The organism is Alteromonas portus (assembly GCF_005117025.1).
GTDB classification, from domain to species: Bacteria; Pseudomonadota; Gammaproteobacteria; order Enterobacterales; family Alteromonadaceae; genus Alteromonas; species Alteromonas portus.
In genome coordinates this window covers 74,346-91,984 of the sequence record NZ_SWCO01000007.1, presented here as the reverse complement: position 1 = coordinate 91,984, position 17,639 = coordinate 74,346, and the positions used below count along the sequence as shown (strand labels likewise).

The following is a 17,639-nucleotide window of genomic DNA, read 5'->3' as shown; positions in this document are numbered from 1 at the left end:
AGACTTCTATGTGGGTATGGTGCTGATGCAGTATGTTTGGTAACTCTTTAGTTAGGAGCTGCTCGGCTCACCGTTAACGCACTATTTGTTATTAACAACTAACGCTTCTAATAATTCATCTCAGATACTTTGTTAAAAAGGCCTCGTGCAAGGGAAGTTTAGCTACGTGATTATCCACCTGCTGCTTTAACCCTGCCATGAACTGCTTTAAAGACTGCTCACTCATTTCATCGGCAACACGATGGTACTGGCTTGGTGTCATGCCCTGGCCCATTAATACTTGAGTCCAGGAATCAACACGAAAAATATCTCCGTCATCCAAAAACACGCGGCCAGTTTCGGCAAATAAAGCCAATTTATGTTTAAGTGACGGCGGAATCTCCATGCGTTGGCATTGCTGCCAAAAAGGGCTGTCCTCGCGCTGTGTAACCTTGTAATGCATAACAATGAAGTCGAGTATGGCCGACATTTCGCTATCAAACTTATTATTGTATTCGTCGATTGCGCTTTGGGTGATGCCATCAAAAGGAAATAGGCGCATTAAGCGTATAAGGCCAGTCATGATTAGATGGATGCTGGTCGACTCTAGTGGCTCAATAAAGCCACTGGATAGCCCGAGCGCTACGCAGTTTTTATTCCAACCACGCCTACGTTTACCAGGCGTAAAACGAATGACTCTCGGCTCATTAATTGGCACACCTGTCACCTGCGATTTAAGTGTATTAATGGCGTCCTCATCGCTCATAAAGCGGCTACAAAATACCAATCCATTACCCATTCGCTCTTGCAGTGGTATCTGCCAACGCCATCCCGCCCTGTGTGCCACACTTTTGGTATATGGCACAGGTGGGGCAGTAAGTTCTGTTTGCATGGCTACTGCTCTATCGCAAAAAAGATAGTGTCGCCAATCGTCGTAACCGGTGTGAAGCGCCTGTTCAATAAGCAGCCCTTTAAAGCCCGTACAGTCTATAAAGAAATCACCGTTTATCACTTCTCCGCTTGCTAATTGAAGGGACTGAATGTTGCCTGCTTGTGGGCATACAGCGACTTTTTCTATGTCTCCTTCCTTGTGCATAACCCCTGCTTCGCACGCTAAAGACTTTAAAAAACGACCGTAGGCAACGGCATCAAAGTGATAGGCAAAGTTAAGCGGCATGGCTTCTGATGTGGCGAACTTGTTTTGTTTAGCGGCAATCAGTTCAGGGCAATAATCACCAAATTCACCGCCAAATCCATATTCTTTAGCCCTTAGCCAAAAATGGTGAAACTCGCCAGCCCAGCACTCTCTTCCGGTAATACCAAACGAATGGATATAGCTGTGACCCTGTTCACGCCAGTTTTCAAACTCAATACCCAGTTTGAATGTGGCTTGGGTAGCGCGCATAAATGCTTTTTCGTCGATGCCCAGTAATTTGTGAAATGTTCTTATCGGCGGAATAGTGGCCTCGCCCACACCTACAATACCAATATCTTTCGACTCGACTAACGTAACCTTTATCGACTTACCCAAAAGCCGGGACAACGCGGTGGCCGCCATCCATCCTGCAGTACCACCACCCGCAATGACAACGTTCTTAACGGGCGTTTGATTTTTACTGCTATCTAAACCCGATACGGTCATAAGAGGTGTCCTTTTTATCTGAAGTATTTTTTATGTCACTACAACTCGAAGCTGAAGCGTGTTCGTTCTTTTCACGTTGAGCATGCAAGGGCACGTGTTGTTTTTCGTTGTTGTAGCGCTTTGCAATATCATTTAGCAAAACTCTGTTAGAGGGCAATCCCTGCAGATAAGCGCTTTTAGTTTGTTGTAAGTTTTCGAGAATATGCAGAGCTTTACGCTTATTCGCTTCGCTTAGCCGTAATGGGGGCACAGACGTAGAATAGCCCATGCCATACAGTACATACTGATAGCTAGCAGAGGGAAAAATCTCTTCGTTCTCGATAAGATCTAAGCGAGAAGGGCTTTGATACTTCCACAGTTCAAGCAATTCAGTGAGTGAGTCGGGTATGGACGCCTTATCTCTCTGCGCTATCCAGTACGGCTCTTCTCTATCACTAAGCGCATAATGTAGTTTCAAAAAGTCGATAACTCGCTGCCAGCGATATGCAAAGCGCCGGTTATAGCGCTTACTGACTATTTCCATGTGCTCTTTATTATGCGGAAACGCCTCACAGAGCATGCGTAAGCCAAGCTCGACCATGGCAATGGCTGATGCTTCAAGCGGTTCAACAAACCCCGAAGATATACCTAAGCTTAAACAGTTTTTTACCCAAAACTGTGATCTGTAGCCAGGCTCAAAAGATAGTGTGCGAAAGGCAAGTTCGTGCTCTTTTGCACCAGGATAACGTTCACAGACATAGTCAATAAGGACCTGCTTTGCCTGTTCTTCATTTGTGAATTGGGACGAATAAACTAGACCGGTACCTCGTCGGTGCTGCAATGCAATATCCCACGTCCACCCGCAGGTTTGTGCAGTAGCTACCGTGGTACTTTTTATTTCTGTATCGGTACCAGAATAAGGCACTTGAAGCGCAACGGCGCGATCGTTAAGCATTGTGCGCTTAACCGGCATCCATGGCACACTAAAATGTTTATCTATAAGTAAGCCGCTGCTCCCTGAACAATCAATAAACAGATCGCCAATGATTTCTTTGCCGCACTCAGTTACCAATTTTTCAATATAACCATCTGAAGACGATTTAATAGACCCAATATGCCCGCTCACGTAATCAACATCTAGCTTGTCTACGCAATGTTGTTTCAGCAAATCGGCAAGCTTTGTAGCGTCAAAGTGATAACCGTAATTGAGCACGTGGGCATAGTCTGGGGTAGCTATTTGTTTAGGCGCCTTGCCTGCTACACACATTGCGGCCTGTAACGAGAATGCATCTTGGTATGGCGTGTTTGGCGCTAGTGCCTTCCAGCAAGTATGGATGTCGAGTTCGTTGTAGGCAGCAGGAACAGTAAATGGATGGTAATAGCTGTGCGCATTTTTACGCCAATTCACAAAGCTAGAACCTTGTTTAAAAGCGCCTTGGCATAAAGTTAAAAACTCAGATTCACTAATGCCAATATCCAGAAGGGTATCGCGAAGTGACGGCCATGAACCTTCACCAACGCCGATGGATGAGACAGTGGGAGATTCAACAAGGGTAACTGAGTGTTTTGTGCTAAGTTTTGCCCCAAGAACGCCCGCTGCAAGCCATCCTGCTGTGCCACCGCCTACAATAACGACCTTGTGCATACTTCCATGATTTTCGTTAATACTCATAGGCTAAGCCCCAAGACACGTATCAAATCACTACCCTAATCGAATTCAGTCGATTATTTGTTCACCCTTTAGTCAGACTATGACAAAAAAGCCCGCTAGAGCGCAACCCTAAGCGCTGTAGCGGGCAAACACACCCCAACTTTTTAGAATGTATATCTAGCACTTAGCGTATATCTTGCGCCAAACTCATCTAAGTTCCAAAGCATTGCGCTGGTGCGCCCATGTCGGCGAATATTTTCTTCAGTGATGTTGATCCCTTCAAAGGCTACCGTTAAATCTTCGGTAACATCGTAGGAGATACTTAAATCTATCTGTGAATACGCTTCGGTATAACCAGGTTCATTAATGTATTGGGAAGTAGTATCTAAAAACTTGTCGCGCCAGTTATAAGCAATGCGAGCTTGAAGCGCGTCTTTCTCATACATAAATACAAGGTTTGCAGTATCACTTAAGCCTACCAGCGCAAATTGAGTAATAGAGGGGGTGGCTTCATTGTCAAAGCCTATGTCACCTTTTACAGATGTATAGTTGGCTAATACACCAAAGCCACTGTCGCCGAAGAAATGCTGCGCGGCGACTTCAAAGCCATAAATGTTGGCAGCCTTGTTGTTAACTGGTTTTGAGTTGATAAAAGTTATCAACGGGTCGTCGCTGTTAGGTAAAATATCGAATTGCTGCTCAAATTGCTCATCGGTTAATGAATCAAACTCAATCCCATTTTCCATAGCAGCAACCATGTTGAATAGAGATGTGTCGTTTACAGGAATTCCACGGGCTTCTAATTCAGCGCGCGCCGCTTCTGCACGAGGGCCATTTGTCACATCCCTTAGACCAAATACGTTTTCTTCAACTTGTTCATTACCAATAAAGTTCTTAACTCGCTTATCGTAAAAGCCTACAGACACATAGCTTGTCTCATCAAAATAGTATTCAAGTGATAAATCTAGGTTGTCGGACTCAAGCGGGATCAAAGATGGGTTTCCAGAGCTCGCCGTTGCCGTGATACTGTCGGTAAGCAGGGTAGGCCCGCTTTGTGGTGACACTGTCGAAGCGGCACTTAAATTGTTATAAGTCGGTCTTGCGATGGTTTTACTGTAAGAGAAACGGGCAATAACGTTTTCAACCACTTCAATATCGAAATCTAACGCAGGTAATACGTGGTCGTAACTAGCTTCTACTTCGACATCCTCCATTTCGCTACCGAAACGAACGTTGAAATCATTATTTCCCTCCCATGCTATGCCACTAGGCAGACTTATATTTGCGATAGAGGTCACATCGGTATTTTCATAGCGTACACCTGTTAGAAGGTTATACTCCATACCATTAAGTTCACCCGATAAATCTAGCTCAAAGTAAACAGCGGTAATATCTTCTTCAATCGTTCTGTTTGTTGCAAACGGATTATTAGCTAATAAATCAAAGCCATACTGCTGTGCTGCAAATGCACCAATTTCAGCTACGCTCCCAGTAAATCCCTGAGAAAACATGCCTGCGGTATCAAAGTCATCGAATTCATTTATAAGATCGAGCGGAGTTAAAGAGCCAGCAGGAAGCTCACCTGGATTTTCTATGCCCCAGTTCCCCATCGTATGGCGAGTTAAAGACTGAAGGGAGGTACTTTCCATAGAGCGCGACTCTATGCCAAAATTAATGCTGCCCGTGTCCATGGTATAAGTACCATCAAGCCGAGCTTGAGTAATTTCGGTGTCTTGCGATGAAAAGTTCATATCCAAAATGGACGTGCCCACATCATCTTGATCCAATACGCCGTTGCCATTTAAGTTGTCGCGGGCCGCGTCGTCGAAGTCAACAAACATGATCGGAAACTCACCGCTAAAATCTACACCTTGCCCTTTGACTACGTTTGCGCCTAAACCTAAGTTTGTCCATGTTCCGTAAGGCGCATCAGGACGCCCTTCTGCGGTCGAATTATGAAGGTCAAAGATAAGGGTAAAATCATCGTTTACGAAATACTCAAGGTTTAAACCAATAGACTTATTTTCGTTGACTTGATTTAGCTCTTGTAGCGCTAACCCCAGATCACGGGGAAGCAGATCACGTCGCTCTTGCGTAATTAAAACCGGTGTTTTCACCGCTTCATCGTCGAAAGTAAGCTCGGTGAAATACCTGTCATCCATCCAGATAGATTGCTCAGCACGAGCTTCGTACAAATCCTGCTTCGAATAGGTGTAATCTAGTGTGGCCGTCATTTTCTCTGATGGTGCAAACTGAAATGTCAGCTGAGCATTGGTTCTTTCACGCTCTCGGTCTGCCATGTAATAACGCAGATCAGAGGGTATAGCGAAAAGCTGCCCCATAGCTGGTGCATTATTAAGCACAATAGGGTCGCCGCTATCTGGATTGGCTGGATCAGGAGATTGCGGTACCGTGCCATCAAATGGATTCACTCGCCATTGATTTACAAATGCCCCTTGCGCTGCGCTGTCACGCTGTTGGAAAGAGCCTGTAAATGTGACGCCAAATGTATTGTCATCATTGAGGTAGTTGATGAACCCTGATACCTCAGGCGTAACATCATCGCCTACGCGATTAGTAGTGTCGTGTAGGGCTTTCGCACCTATGCTTGCCGTAATTCCATTGTCAGACGCATCAAATGGACGGGCAGTTCGGATATTCACCGTCGCACCAATTCCGCCAGTGGCAATGCTAGCCCTGCCAGTTTTATACACTTCCACAGCTCTCACACTTTCAGAGGCAAGATCGGAAAAATCATATGCGCGAGAATTTGGCGTACCACCGTTACCCGGTAACGCCGAACCAGGCATAGTTCGACCATTTAAGGTAACCATATTAAAATCAGGTCCGAATCCACGCGCTGTAACCTGGCTTCCTTCGCCATTATTACGACTAATGGAAATACCGGTTATACGTTGAAGAGATTCAGCTAAATTGGTATCAGGGAATTTTCCAATGTCTTCCGCAGAAATGGCATCTACAACACCCGAAGAATCACGTTTTATCCCCATCGATTCTTGAACACTACTTCGAATGCCAGACACTTGAATTACTTCAATGTCTTTGTCTGCTTCTTGCGCAGCGACCGGTGACAAAACGCCACTGTTTAATGCGGTACCCAGTATTAATGACAAGCTTGTTGCGATTTTACTTTTGTGCGGTGTTTTGTGTGTCACGGTCGCTCTCTCTTCATCTGTTATATGTGTAGTCAAAACTCAGTGCGCCATCAGAAAGGGCTTTCTCAACGATAAGGCAACAACCCCGCCATAAGAAAGCGCTTTCTGAAGATTAATTCAACAAAAGTGTGAGATCAACACATTTTTTACAATTAATTCACAGACAGAAGTTCGCAAAAGTGAATAGAACATGACAGAAAGAACAATTTATTTAACAATATCAATCATATGATAAAATCAAATTCAGAAAAACAAGTTTAAAACACTGCTAGTGAAAACCTCTAACACCAAAATATTTTAACGTAAAAATGACATAATATTTAGAAAGCGCTTTCTAGTCGTTTTCTTTTTGTGCTATAAACACGCTGTATTGCTTCTGAGTCATTGTACTGCTGGCGTTCATTCAAATTTCGTGCAGCAAGAAAAAGGTTATCAATTTATGAACAGTATTTCGCTTCCCGCAGGCAGTCCATTACTTAAAAAGTCGTTTATTTATGGCACTGCCACCTCTAGTTTTCAAATAGAAGGGGATGTAGATAACCGTCTCGAATGCATTTGGGATAGATTTTGCGAACGGCCGTCAGCCATCGCAGACCACTCAAATGGTGATATTGCCTGTGATCATATTGCTCGATGGAGAGATGATTTCGACATTTTGTTAGATCTAAACGTAGACGCATACCGTTTCTCTATTTCTTGGCCGCGCGTAATTACCAATGAGGGCGAGTTAAATTCAAAGGGCGTAGCCTTCTATAAAACCTTAATAGCTTCATTGAACGAAAAGGGAATTAAGCCATTTGTTACCCTATATCACTGGGATCTCCCGCAGCACTTGGAAGATAAGGGTGGGTGGCTTTACAGACAAACCGCTTATGAATTTGAGAACTATGTAGACAAAATCACCCAAGCACTTGGTGAGTCTGTCTTTTCTTATGCAACATTTAATGAGCCTTTCTGCAGTGCTTATTTAGGATATGAGATTGGCGTGCATGCTCCGGGCAGAACAGGCAGAAAATACGGAAGAACCGCGGCACATCACATATTGCTAGCGCACGGCTTGGGTATGAAGGTACTTAGAAAAAACGTCCCGAAAAGTGAAGCCGGCATAGTGTTAAATTTTACGCCCTGCTACCCCGCCACTCAAAGACCAGAAGATATAGTAGCCACCCGCAAGGCAGATGACTACATTAACCAATGGTACATGCAGCCAGTGATGGAGGGGAGCTATCCCGAAGTATTGTTGGATTTGGACGAAGCGGATAGGCCACCAATCGAAGCGGGTGATATGGAGATTATCTGTCAGCCCATGGATTTCTTAGGGGTTAATTTTTATACGCGATTACATTATTCTGCTCCCAAAGAAAAAAGCGCACTTTTTTTTGAGCATCCTCATCAAGGCCCGTTGACTGATATCGGCTGGGAAATCTATCCCAAAGCGCTTTATGATTTACTTACTTCATTAAACGAACGATACACGCTCCCACCCATTTTTATTACTGAGAATGGTGCGGCAATGGCAGACGAACTTAAAGATGGCCATGTGAATGACGTGGACCGAGTTGATTATTACCATAACCACTTAAACATGGTGCATAACGCAGTGCTTGACGGGGTGGAAGTGAGTGGTTACTTCGCATGGAGCCTTCTTGACAACTTTGAATGGGCAGAAGGATATGAAAAGCGATTTGGACTAGTTTATGTGGATTTTGAAACGCAAAAGCGGACGCTAAAACTCAGCGCCAATGCTTACAAAGCACTGCTAGCAAGTCGAACATAACAACAATGGAAACGGCAATGAACCATAAGCTGACATTAAAAGAAAAAGTGGGTTATGGCATGGGTGATGCTGCAGCCAATCTCGTATGGCGGGGGGCACTGGCTTATTTGGCAGTATTTTATACTGACACATTTGGAATTACTGCCGCTGCAGCTGCATTACTATTTCTTGTCGTCCGTCTTTCTGACGGTGTGACCGATATCATCATGGGAATGATTGCTGACAGAACCCAAACTAAAATGGGGAAGTTTCGCCCTTGGATATTAGGCTCTACTCCTTTTCTTGGCCTTTTTATGGTGCTTTGCTTCACAACACCAGAACTCTCATATTCTGGCAAACTTATCTACGCTTACCTAACTTACATCGGGCTGACGCTAGCGTACACGGTTAACAATGTGCCGTACTCAGCGTTAATGGGTGTGATGACAAGCGATGACAGAGAGCGAACCAGCCTATCCGGTTTTCGCTTCGCCGGAGCATTCTTAGGCGGACTTCTCGTAATGGGATGCTTACCAATGTTGGTAGAATTGCTAGGCGAAGGCAATAACGCTACAGGATATCAGTACACTATGTGGTTATTTGCCACATTACTCGTGGTATTAATGTGTGTGACGGTCTTCACTACGAAAGAGCGTGTAACTTTACAGCAAGCCTCTGAACCTCAAAATGCCAACCCGCTTTCGTCCGTGGTGGGCTCAGGTGACCAACCATCACATGCAGCTCGCTCACTCGCATCAGAACTGATGGACTTGGCAAAGCAACTACCGTTAATTTTGATCCCTCTTTCAACCATAACCGCCTTCTTCTATTATAGAAACCTCATAACAGGTGTACTCTTTATTGTTGTTATAGCGCTCACTGCTATTGCTGTAAAACAACTGACTCGCCGGCCGGAATCGAAGAATACCCGTTCTCAGCAGGATATTATCGACCTGCTTTCCAACAAACCTTGGCTCATTTTATTGGGAATGGGCTTTTTGACCATGATGTTTAATGGTATTAAATACGGCGTTATTGCTTACTATTTCAAATATTACATGGGCAACGAGCTACTCACCGGGTACTTTTTTATTGCTCTTCTGGTAGTGTCGATATTTGGCGCATTAGCGACATCCAAATTAGCCACTATGTTTGGTCGCAAGAAGCTCTTTATCATTGCGCTGTTAACGAGCAGCCTCTTAACCTCGGCAATTTATTTTGTTCCTCAGAAAAGCGTAAGCGCAATATTCATTTTAGGTTGCTGTGCTGAGTTTTTCGCAGCCATATTACCCACTTTGTTCTTTTCTATGTTAGGAGACTCGGCAGATTACAGCGAATATAGAACAGGCCGCAGAGCCACCGGACTCGTTTACTCCGCAGGCTCTTTTGTTCAAAAAACAGGGGGAGGTTTTGCAGGGGCGCTCGTCTTATTGGTATTAGGAAGCTATGGCTATAACGGTCTTGATATCAATACAATTAATCAAACGCTTCCGGGTATGAAGTCTTTAATGAGTTGGATACCAGCGCTGTTTGGCTTTGCAGGCGCAGCGTTAATTTGTCTGTACCCATTAAATGACGAAAAACAAAAAGAAGTTACCCAAGCTTTACTCGCTCGACGTAGCGAACAACCGCCGATATCGGCATAATACTGTTAGTTAAAGTGATTGTTCTAAAAAACGAGGTCTTATCACGTGCCCACCATTTATCAAGTTGCCGAACGCGCTGGTGTTTCTTTATCTACGGTATCCCGTGTATTAAATGGTAAGGCTTCGGTCAATAAAGTATTGAAAGAGCGAGTCGACAAAGCGGTAAAAGAATTGAACTACCGTCCTAATTCGGTTGCTCGCTCATTGGCAAACAGCCGTACTGACAGCATTGGTGTGCTTGTACCTGAATTAAACGCCCCCTTCTTTGGCGACCTGATGCAAGCAGTAGAATCAACGCTGCGTGCCGCCGATAAACACGTCATTATTTCGGTAGGACAAAACTGTGTTGAAACCGAGAAAGATGCTGTTGAGTTCCTTATCAGCCGCAACTGCGATGCACTTATCATGCATGCCGAAGCGTTATCAGATGAATATCTATTGGAGTTAAATCAGTCGAAACTCCCTGTAGCTTTGGTTAACAGACAGGTAGAAGGGTTGCCAGAGGCATGCACCAGTCTCGACAATGAGAAGGGTGGGTATCTGGCCACGCGGCATTTGCTTGAACTAGGTCATAAAGACATTGCTTATATCTCTGGACCTAAAGACAAAAGTGACGCAAGCCTTCGCCTACAGGGTCATAAACGCGCCTTGTCAGAAGCAGGATTGCCTGTAGATCCACAGTTGATATTTAACGGTGATTATTCTGAAGAAGATGGCAAAGTTGGTTTGTTAGAACTGATGGCTCGTGATATTCCTTTTACCGCTTTGGTATGCGCCAACGATTGGATGGCGTCGGGAGCTTTAAGCTGTGCGAGGGATTTAGGCATGAGCCTCCCTCAAGACTTATCAATTGTCGGCTTCGATGACGTGGTATTTGCCCACCATGTTTTCCCACGCCTTACTACGGTGAGTAACCCAATTGCAGAAATGGCTGAAATGTCTGCAAAGTACATACTGAATAAAGTATACGGACAGGCTAATGAGGTTCAGCATTATTTCGAACCTTCCTTGGTTGTGCGTGAGTCTACAGTAAAGCATGAAGGATAAAGTCTAACTCGCGTAATCTATTCGCTGCGTAATTTAAAGCTGAGCAATATCGACAGCACAACGTAAATAAAAAACTTCGCCTTTTAATCACTTACAGCATCGTTAATAAAACAACAGATCCAATGCTATAACAGAAGTTTATTACCAGCTTTTGCTTTGAATATAAGAATGATGCGTTCAACAGCATAATAAGGAATACTAGAACAAAAAAGGACCCACTATGAAATATCTACTCATGTGTTTGGCTATGCTAGCTGTCACCACGACAGTCTTAGCGGATGACGATCGTATTTTAGTAAATCAAACGCTTGATAACCTACACCACAACGCTTCTGTCGCGAACTTTGATGAGTATTTTGATTTGTACCATGAAAGCGCAATCTTCATTGGCACCGATGCAACTGAAGTCTGGACCAAAGAGGCGTTTAAAACATACGCTAAACCACACTTTGACAAAGGCAAAGGATGGACATATCACCCGCGAGACCGACACGTTTATTTTTCACCCAATCACGACGTAGCGTGGTTTGATGAACTGCTCGATAATGAAAGTTTGGGCGAAACACGTGGCACGGGTGTCTTAATTAAAGTGGAAGCGATGTGGAAAATAACTCAATATCACCTAACGATCCCCATTCCCAATGCACTTGCAGACAGTGTTGCAGGTCAAATAAAGGCTACGCAATAAAAAAGCCCCAGCGGGGCTTTTTTATTGCGTTTTAAACACAAGCTACTTAGGTATTAGACTGTGTAAGTGGCTGAATTTCCATCTCAACACGACGGTTCATCGAGCGGTTTGCAGCACTATTGTTAGGCACTTTAGGAGCGTATTCGCCCATACCTACCGTAGTGATACGCGTTGGGTTTACAGAATAGTTAATCAATAGATTCTTAACCGCTCCTGCACGGCGCTCAGACAGAGACTGATTGTACTGCTCTGAACCAGTATCATCAGTATGGCCTTTAATCATCAATACGGTTTTTTCATAGTTGTTCACGACTTTGGCCACATCTTGAAGAACCGGATTGAAGTTTGGACTGATGCTAGAACTATCAGTAGCGAAAGTGATGTCGCCTGGCATGATCAATCGTAGATTATCGCCTTCACGCACCACTTGAACACCTGTATCAGAAAGCTCGCTTCGAAGCTCTTCTTCCTGTTTGTCCATGTAGTTACCAATCGCACCACCTGCAATTGCACCTACCGCAGCGCCCCACGCGTAACGACTTTTGTCGTTATCACCTGTTGCTTTACCAAGCAATGCGCCCACGACCGCACCTATAGCAGCACCCTTTTGCGTATTGTTCGGATCAGTAGCACAACCTGCTACCGTTAATGACGCAGCAATCAAACTTACAGCAAGAGTCTTTTTCATAACTTCCTCTTATTTCAATTAAAAGCTCAGCATTGAGAAGTGGCTAAAATCCTTCGCCTCTCCCAACAAGCTTTGTATAAAAACCTTTGTTAATTACGTTAAAAGATAGCAATTAACGTTCCATCCATTGAAGATAGGATAACGCACACGGCGTGATGCACATTAATCTACCTTTTTATCTGTGATAAAATAATACTTTAAAAACAGAGATTAAGCGGTCAATCCCTCGTCTCTTTTGTGACTGTTATCGCTTAATTGTATAGGACATAAGCTGAACATAAGCTAAACGAAAACGACGCTATTACGGATGATAGTAGAAGGGAATGACAGCAGCATTGGGTAAACTCTACACTGTGTCACCAATAAGTGACGCTTTAACCAACTGAAACCGAGCGCTCGAAAAATCCATTTACATCGATTTTATAGTCTGAAGCAATAACCGCTTTTTCTATACTTACGGTTTTGTCTACAGAAAGGTCAATGTCTTTTGGCGTCAAGTAATGACTATTTCGAACTGAATAGAAAACCTTAACTAACGGTGTAAGCGGGGATGCTTTTTGTTCAAGCACCATAGCTAGCCTTTCATTTGAGAGTAAGACAAGGCTTCCTACAGGATAAACCCCTAGGCATTTTATAAATTTCTGAACCAGTGACTGATCAAGACGTGCTGGCGCATCACTCATTAATATAGAGAACGCCTTTTGGCTAGACATACCAGCCTTATACACCCGATCTGCTGTGAGTGCATCGTACATGTCGGCAATGGCAAGCATTCGACCCGCTTGGCTAATATCCTCACCTTTAGTTCCAGCAGGGTAGCCTAGCCCGTCCAATCGCTCATGGTGCTCACTAATTGCCTGTATCAGTGGAGACCCTAGGTCAGTGTCTTTTAAATATTCTACGCCGTAGTTTACATGTCCCTTCATAATCTCCATTTCGCTATCGGTTAAACGACCTGGTTTATGAAGAATTTCATCAGGAATTTTTATCTTGCCTAAATCATGCAAAAAGCCAGCGTAGGAAAGGTCTTGAACCTCTTCATCTGACATGCCTAAAAACTTGCCGAAGTTTGCTAAAAGGATTGCAACGTTAAGAGAGTGTTCTAATAAATAATCGTCTTTTTCGCGAATTTTTGTCAGGCAAAGCAGGGCATCGGGGTTTCTATCTACCGACTCTACGAGTTTATTGGAAAATGCTTTAGGAATACTTGCATCAAAAGGCGTTTCTTTTTGTACATTGGCTAGTAACAACTTTTGAATTGCTTTTCCTTGCTCGTGCAGCTTCGCGGCTTTTACCAGCTCATTTTCGAGTGATACTTTTTTGGAATTAACCGGCTGTTCATATGACGAGCCCTGGTGCTTTTCAACACTAACTGGTGAGCTAGGCGCTTCTACCGTAAACGCTTTCTCGGTATCAATAGCGAGCGTCTTTACGCCTCGCTTTTTAAGTGTTTTAACTACATCAACAGACGTAACACGACCTTGGCTCGTAACCGTTAACGCACCTTTTTGCTCTAAAATTTGATGAACAAACATACCTGGCACTAACTGATCAATCGTTATCTTTTTTATCATCTTATATGCACTGCACCGCGTTAATCGCCATATATTTGCTGACTGCTCTCATATTAAATGAGTGAAATCTCAATACTCTAACTCTACTAGTATAGTGTGTAAATCTGGTGTCCAACCGAATTTTCTCATATTTACTCGGTAGTTTTTAACGACTACACCTTCCTCAGTAAGCCGTTCTCGCTGCTCATCCGCTTTATCAGAACCGGCAGGAAAAGCAATTTTCCCATCTGCGCGCAATACGCGATGCCAGTGGTAGTTAGCATCAATTTGTTTTAAACATTTTCCCATCAATCTTGCTCTGCCGGGTAATCCACACAAATCCGCAAGCAGAGCGTAACTGATTACATGTCCCTCGGGCACTAAGGAAAGCGTTTTTTCAATGCGAGATTGTACTGCTTCATGTGGCATGCTGTATATTATCCTATCTATCAAATTACTCAGTAAACCAGAGCTCTCAAGCCCCAAGAAGATAAAAAGAAATTAGGTTATGCGCCGTTATTGTGAACATTGTGAATACCCTCTAAAAACCTGTATATGCGCTCACATTAACACAGTGAGTACGGCACTAGATATTGTGATCATTCAACATGAAAAAGAAGCCCTGCATGCAAAAAACACCGCACGATTAGTTTCTTTGTGTATTCCATCGACGCGCATCATTCTTGCTAATGATGAAGCTAGCATGAAATCTTTTTCCGAACAGTGTGTACCTCGACACTCGGTGCTCGTTTATCCGAATGAAGGTAGTAAACCAATAGAAAATGTAGACCCCAAAACACGCTCTGAGGTCAAGACCTTGATTCTTATAGATGGTAGTTGGAAACAAGCGTTTGGATTAGTTAAGAAGAACCCATGGCTATCAGATTTACAAGCGCTTCACTTCGCTTCTGCGCCACCTTCTAACTATGCTATTCGCCATACCACGTTGAACAATGCGCTTTCAACACTTGAAGCAACCGCTTACGCATTACAATGCTTAGAGAACATTGACGTTTTCGGACTCTATAAGGCTCAAAGCGCCCTACAGGATATGTGGCAAGGCCCAACATCACATAGACGACAGCTTTAGCCTGAAACGCCGTATAGAGGCTGCTATACGCTCATAGGAATGAAGCCTTTTTGCTCTTTGACTAAACTTACCCAATTTCGAATGGCAGGATAGGCTGAAAGATCAAACCCTCCCTCGTGAGCAACATGGGTGTAAGCAAACAGTGAAATATCTGCAAGGGTCAGAGCATCTCCAAGTAAAAACGGTGTAGCACTAAGTTGGTGTTCCATCACCGCCAACGCACGATAACCACCGGCTTGTTTGGATTCGAATTCAGCTTTGCGGTCGTCAGGAAGTCCTAAATAAATATTGATATATCGAGCCACAGCAATATAAGGCTCATGACTGTATTGTTCGAAAAACTGCCATTGTAAAAGCTGTGAAAAACTGTAGGGCGAAGAGGGGATGAAAGGCGTGTTAGCTGCAAGGTAATGCATGATGGCATTCGACTCCGACAACACCCTGCCATCATCCAATTCAAGCAGCGGAATTTTACCATTCGGGGACTTTTCGAGGAAAGTAGGTAGTCGTGTTTCTCCTTTCATAATGTCCACATCAATCCATTCGCAGGTTTTACCTAACATGGAAAGAAGCAATTGGAGCTTGTAACAGTTTCCAGAACGCGTGTCGCCGTATATTCGCACAGTTGTAACTCCATTTCTTTTGAAGCAATTAGTGTATAGCTTATTATCACGCCCCTTAAAAATATAAGAGCATGCACAACTTTTACATTAACTTTTATTTATACATGCCGCAAATTTAAAACTACAGTATTTCTCTTTCTCACTGAGCAGTCGCTCTATTTCTTCACTTCGTTCTGACAAAACACTTTCTTTAATTAAGTACTCAATCCTTTCATCTAGTTTTACTGCCAATACTTTCTTAACTTCTTGCAATCTACGATAAAATTGAATTAAAGGCGAAACAAGAAAAAGCGTAAAAAACAAACACAATAAGGAAGTAAAAACCATATCAAACAAGTGAATTGGCAAGTTTATCCAGAATACAGGGATAATTGAGAATATGAATAATGTCGTAGATGCGGTTACAGTCGCCACAATCATAACACTCTCATACATTTTAATTTGATCAATGAGTTCAGCATCATCAGTAGTCAAAAACTTTCGAAGATGACGATTAACGAAGGTTACTTGGAGAATATACAGAGACAGTAGCAACCAAAAAGGTATAGCCCCCATTGCAACAATAAAAACTTCTTTTTCGTTAATTCTCGAAATTACTCCCTCAGTAAGCATATAAAAAAGTGGCATTATAAAGCCAACCGACATTGACCAAATCAAATGTTTCTTAAATTGCTCTGACAACTCTTTCCTGTGTATCCAAAAATCATGACATCTCTCTGTTGCATCTAAGATAATCAAGAGATGCTTAGCTACACTCTGCTGAATAAGCCTTATGGAAAATAGAAAAGCGCCACTAAGTAATGATGTTCCGACTGCCGTATTCAGGTCTCGCTGTGCCTCTTCAGTGGATACATCCAGTTGTATTGCACCTCCCAAAAAATGCAATATAATCAATATTGTAGTAAGTAAAAATGGATAGAATATCTTTTCGAGTAAATTAGTTTTTTTCATAAGAGGAGTTTGATTAAGGGTCATTATAATTGACCTTTGAAACTAGAAAAAAAAGAGCAAAACAAAACCCCAAGAGATAGCTATTAATGAAATACAGGCAATTAATCTTACTTTGTCATTAAACCTGATTATTTTCATCGACAGTAAACTCATCCTCTCTAGCTCTTGTTCATATTGTGCTAGTTTTTCTAAAGATACTTCTTCCTTAATCAACCTATTAAGTTCATTGCTTTGCTTCTTTCTACCTACTTCCCATTGGAAATGTAGCTTTAACACAGGAAGGAATAAATATAATGTTACAACGCACAAAAACAACAGAGCGATTACGACCTCGAATAGAGGAACAGTTTGCTTAATCCAGAAAATGGGAAAGAGAGAAAACGCACCAATAGATAAAGTGGCGTTCATAAATGACAAACGGGCCAGTGAAGACAGCGAATTGAGATAATCAATGTAGCTCTCTGTCTGATTGAGTACATGCTCTCGTAAATAGCTTAGGTTTGATGACGACTGGATTAGAATAAGAAAAAAGAAGAACCAAAAAAGTACTGCGCATACAATAATGGCGTATTGATGTAACTTTAACTCGGAGAGAAAAAAATTTTCTGTAATCACGTAAATAACAGTAGTGAAAACCGCAATAATTAGGCTATTGATACTGTGCTGTTGAAGCTTTGCAGAAAGCTTCTTCCTGTGCAGGCTTAAATGGCTCAGTTGATTGGTTTTTACTAGGATAGAAATTAATGTACTCAGTACATTATTGTAATTAAGCTGTAAACAAAACCAAAAGTACCCAGAAAGCAACGTCATGGTAACCGCTGTATTAAAGTCCTTTTGATCTATCACACCTCCATCATGAATAAATGCCAAAGTCCCGCTCAAATAATGTACCAAGAGCAGTGCAATAATCAATACAAATGGATATGCTCTTATAGATACTCTACTAGGCGCATTCGAATAGGGGTTTAGTTTCATCACTTAAATTGTTTTTAAAGGTCGCCATGCTTACACTAAAATGATGTAAAGTGCTCTAGAAAAGCATATCTAAAGCCACTTGTATCCCGTCAACCTTAAGCTTTAACGACAGCGTAAGCAATAAAAATAAACGTAAGAGAATGTGAACGACTACTTTTCGTTCGACAATAAAAAACCCGCCAGTTGGCGGGTTTT

Annotated in this window: 14 protein-coding genes; 5 read left to right on the top strand and 9 right to left on the bottom strand. The window is 42.8% G+C overall.

Translation table 11 applies throughout. From position 1 onward, the window contains the following. Window positions 1-115: 115 nt before the first annotated feature. From E5672_RS12080 to E5672_RS12070, 3 genes are all read right to left on the bottom strand, one after another. The gene (locus tag E5672_RS12080) at window positions 116-1,621 is read right to left on the bottom strand and encodes a tryptophan halogenase family protein (RefSeq protein WP_136782420.1); all 1,506 of its coding nucleotides are present in this window, start codon (window positions 1,619-1,621) and stop codon (window positions 116-118) included. Next, on the bottom strand, window positions 1,599-3,272 hold the full coding sequence (locus tag E5672_RS12075; RefSeq protein WP_136782419.1) for a tryptophan halogenase family protein: 1,674 nt from the start codon (window positions 3,270-3,272) through the stop codon (window positions 1,599-1,601). The genes E5672_RS12080 and E5672_RS12075 overlap by 23 nt, the downstream gene beginning before the upstream one ends. Before the next feature lie 143 nt (window positions 3,273-3,415). Further along, the gene (locus tag E5672_RS12070) at window positions 3,416-6,427 is read right to left on the bottom strand and encodes a TonB-dependent receptor (RefSeq protein WP_167483142.1); all 3,012 of its coding nucleotides are present in this window, start codon (window positions 6,425-6,427) and stop codon (window positions 3,416-3,418) included. Between the two features lie 439 nt (window positions 6,428-6,866). Between E5672_RS12070 and E5672_RS12065 the strand changes: the two genes are divergently transcribed. From E5672_RS12065 to E5672_RS12050, 4 genes are all read left to right on the top strand, one after another. Beyond that, window positions 6,867-8,204, top strand: coding sequence for a GH1 family beta-glucosidase (locus E5672_RS12065; protein WP_136782418.1), 1,338 nt, complete (start codon window positions 6,867-6,869; stop codon window positions 8,202-8,204). Between the two features lie 17 nt (window positions 8,205-8,221). Beyond that, window positions 8,222-9,829 (top strand): MFS transporter, encoded by a 1,608-nt coding sequence (locus E5672_RS12060; protein WP_136782417.1) that lies wholly within the window; start codon window positions 8,222-8,224, stop codon window positions 9,827-9,829. Between the two features lie 45 nt (window positions 9,830-9,874). Beyond that, entirely contained in the window at window positions 9,875-10,876 is a 1,002-nt protein-coding gene (locus E5672_RS12055) for a LacI family DNA-binding transcriptional regulator (RefSeq protein WP_136782416.1), read from the top strand. A gap of 220 nt (window positions 10,877-11,096) precedes the next feature. After that, window positions 11,097-11,564, top strand: a complete 468-nt coding sequence (locus tag E5672_RS12050; RefSeq protein ID WP_136782415.1) for a nuclear transport factor 2 family protein — start codon at window positions 11,097-11,099, stop codon at window positions 11,562-11,564. Window positions 11,565-11,610: 46 nt separating this feature from the next. Here E5672_RS12050 and E5672_RS12045 read toward each other — a convergent pair whose 3' ends face one another. From E5672_RS12045 to E5672_RS12035, 3 genes are all read right to left on the bottom strand, one after another. Beyond that, on the bottom strand, window positions 11,611-12,252 hold the full coding sequence (locus E5672_RS12045; RefSeq protein WP_136782414.1) for a YiaD family glycine zipper/OmpA-like lipoprotein: 642 nt from the start codon (window positions 12,250-12,252) through the stop codon (window positions 11,611-11,613). Window positions 12,253-12,626: 374 nt separating this feature from the next. Next, window positions 12,627-13,826, bottom strand: coding sequence for a cyclic di-GMP phosphodiesterase (locus tag E5672_RS12040; RefSeq protein ID WP_136782413.1), 1,200 nt, complete (start codon window positions 13,824-13,826; stop codon window positions 12,627-12,629). Window positions 13,827-13,895: 69 nt separating this feature from the next. Then, window positions 13,896-14,234, bottom strand: a complete 339-nt coding sequence (locus E5672_RS12035) for an MGMT family protein (RefSeq protein WP_136782412.1) — start codon at window positions 14,232-14,234, stop codon at window positions 13,896-13,898. Between the two features lie 79 nt (window positions 14,235-14,313). Here E5672_RS12035 and E5672_RS12030 point away from each other — a divergent pair, with 79 nt between their 5' ends. After that, the gene (locus E5672_RS12030) at window positions 14,314-14,895 is read left to right on the top strand and encodes a tRNA-uridine aminocarboxypropyltransferase (protein ID WP_136782411.1); all 582 of its coding nucleotides are present in this window, start codon (window positions 14,314-14,316) and stop codon (window positions 14,893-14,895) included. A gap of 23 nt (window positions 14,896-14,918) precedes the next feature. On the opposite strand, the gene E5672_RS12025 is transcribed toward E5672_RS12030, so the two are convergent. The 3 genes from E5672_RS12025 to E5672_RS12015 all read right to left on the bottom strand — a co-directional run bounded on the left by E5672_RS12025 (window position 14,919) and on the right by E5672_RS12015 (window position 17,447). Then, window positions 14,919-15,518, bottom strand: a complete 600-nt coding sequence (locus tag E5672_RS12025) for a glutathione S-transferase family protein (RefSeq protein WP_136782410.1) — start codon at window positions 15,516-15,518, stop codon at window positions 14,919-14,921. Window positions 15,519-15,605: 87 nt separating this feature from the next. Beyond that, window positions 15,606-16,493, bottom strand: a complete 888-nt coding sequence (locus E5672_RS12020; protein WP_136782409.1) for a hypothetical protein — start codon at window positions 16,491-16,493, stop codon at window positions 15,606-15,608. A gap of 18 nt (window positions 16,494-16,511) precedes the next feature. Beyond that, window positions 16,512-17,447: a hypothetical protein gene (locus E5672_RS12015; RefSeq protein WP_136782408.1), complete on the bottom strand. Its 936-nt coding sequence runs from the start codon at window positions 17,445-17,447 to the stop codon at window positions 16,512-16,514. Window positions 17,448-17,639: the final 192 nt, after the last annotated feature.

Excerpts from the sequence above, each read along its gene's own strand:
- E5672_RS12080 (WP_136782420.1), bottom strand. The coding sequence starts at position 1,621 with ATGACCGTATCGGGTTTAGATAGCAGTAAAAATCAAACGCCCGTTAAG.
- E5672_RS12075 (WP_136782419.1), bottom strand. The coding sequence starts at position 3,272 with ATGAGTATTAACGAAAATCATGGAAGTATGCACAAGGTCGTTATTGTA.
- E5672_RS12065 (WP_136782418.1), top strand. The coding sequence starts at position 6,867 with ATGAACAGTATTTCGCTTCCCGCAGGCAGTCCATTACTTAAAAAGTCG.
- E5672_RS12060 (WP_136782417.1), top strand. The coding sequence starts at position 8,222 with ATGAACCATAAGCTGACATTAAAAGAAAAAGTGGGTTATGGCATGGGT.
- E5672_RS12050 (WP_136782415.1), top strand. The coding sequence starts at position 11,097 with ATGAAATATCTACTCATGTGTTTGGCTATGCTAGCTGTCACCACGACA.
- E5672_RS12045 (WP_136782414.1), bottom strand. The coding sequence starts at position 12,252 with ATGAAAAAGACTCTTGCTGTAAGTTTGATTGCTGCGTCATTAACGGTA.
- E5672_RS12040 (WP_136782413.1), bottom strand. The coding sequence starts at position 13,826 with ATGATAAAAAAGATAACGATTGATCAGTTAGTGCCAGGTATGTTTGTT.
- E5672_RS12035 (WP_136782412.1), bottom strand. The coding sequence starts at position 14,234 with ATGCCACATGAAGCAGTACAATCTCGCATTGAAAAAACGCTTTCCTTA.
- E5672_RS12030 (WP_136782411.1), top strand. The coding sequence starts at position 14,314 with ATGCGCCGTTATTGTGAACATTGTGAATACCCTCTAAAAACCTGTATA.
- E5672_RS12020 (WP_136782409.1), bottom strand. The coding sequence starts at position 16,493 with ATGACCCTTAATCAAACTCCTCTTATGAAAAAAACTAATTTACTCGAA.